The 1,427-nt window shown below is 39.9% G+C and carries 1 protein-coding gene; it reads right to left on the bottom strand.

All coding sequences use genetic code 11. The annotated features are described in order from the left end of the window. Positions 1-219: 219 nt before the first annotated feature. Positions 220-1,346, bottom strand: a protein-coding gene (locus BM098_RS13215; RefSeq protein ID WP_089834126.1) for an IS3 family transposase whose coding sequence is annotated in 2 segments (ribosomal slippage) — positions 220-1,097 and positions 1,097-1,346 — 1,128 coding nt in all. Because the reading frame shifts where the segments join, the coding sequence is not laid out codon by codon here. Between the last annotated feature and the right edge of the window lie 81 nt (positions 1,347-1,427).

Below are 1,427 nucleotides of genomic sequence, written 5' to 3'. Positions count from 1 at the left end.
TGGTATGTCAACACAAAACTGTACAATTTTTTTAAGGAGTGCAACTCGGACTATCGCTTCTTAGTATTTTAAATGCTTACATTAACACTGCAAACTTATTGTCACTTGACTTGGAGCCTCTGCTCGCATGCAATCGAGCCCGGCAACCAGATGATGAAAACATCTGGCTCTGCCATACAGGCTAGCACGCTCGCTTCTCCAAATAAAGCGCGCGTCTCCTTATGATGCTGAGTGTATAGCTCTATTTTTCTTATATTCAGCGGGCGTTTGATAGCTTAGTGAACCGTGTATCCTGACGTTGTTATACCAATTAACATAGTCGAATAAACCAAGATCTAACGCTTCTTGCGAAGCAAATTGCTCATATAAAATAAATTCTGTTTTTAGTGTTTTAAATGCAGCTTCTGCGACGGCATTATCGTATGGTGTACCTTTTGCTGAGAGTGAACGTTCGATACCGAAGGTATCTAATGCTTCATCAATACTTTTATTTTTGAATTCACTCCCTCTATCTGTGTGGAATAATTTAAGCCGATGTAGATTAGTTCTTACTGAAGCAAAGGCACGAGTGACAAGCTCTGCGGTCTTGTTAGGACCAGAACTATGACCGATAATTTCTCGGTTAAAAAGATCAATTAATACACAAATATAGTGCCATTTTTGACCGACTCTGACGTAGGTTAAATCACTGACAACCACTTCAAGTTCTTCGCGATTATCAAATTCACGATTTAACGTGTTCGTTGTGACATCTTCATTCACTTTAGATTTCTGTGGTTTGAACTGTGCCATTGTATATTTTGACACTAAGCCTTGTTCTTTCATGATTCGGCCAATGCGGCGTCGAGATACCTTGTAACCTAGACCATCTAGCTCTTCTTTGATTTTACGACCACCGTAGATGCGACGGCTCGCATGAAAGATTTTTATAATGGCTTCTGTGATTTCTTTATCTCGATTATCACGTTTGGTTGCGACGTAGTAATACGTCGATCGCGGGACTTGTAACAGAGTACACATCGCTGATATCGAATACTTGTGACGGTTTTTTCTTATCACATTTATTTTCGTCCCATGATCAGCGCTGCTTGCTTTAAAATATCATTTTCCATTGCGAGTTGTTTATTTTGATTCCGTAAGCGAATCAGTTCTTCTTGTTCAGGTGTGCGGTTATCTTTTTCTTTGAATGAACCCGTCTCCTTGTGTTGACGAATCCACTTGTCAAAGGCTGATGGCGTTAACTCATACTCTTTAATAATCTCGTTTCTAGGTTTTCCAGCTAGGTACAGTTTGACAACTTGTTCTTTAAATTCTTTTGAGAATGATCGGCGTGCTCTTTTTTCCATGATTGGTCTCTCCCTCGGGTGATTAGTCCCACAAGTTTAACCGACCTTAACGAAATAGTCTAGTTTAGTGTAACCTGTCCA

The sequence above is a fragment of the Halolactibacillus halophilus genome (genome assembly GCF_900115605.1).
GTDB classification, from domain to species: Bacteria; Bacillota; Bacilli; order Bacillales; family Amphibacillaceae; genus Halolactibacillus; species Halolactibacillus halophilus.
The sequence above is the reverse complement of the archived record's forward strand: the minus strand, read 5'-3'. Positions and strand labels throughout refer to the sequence as shown.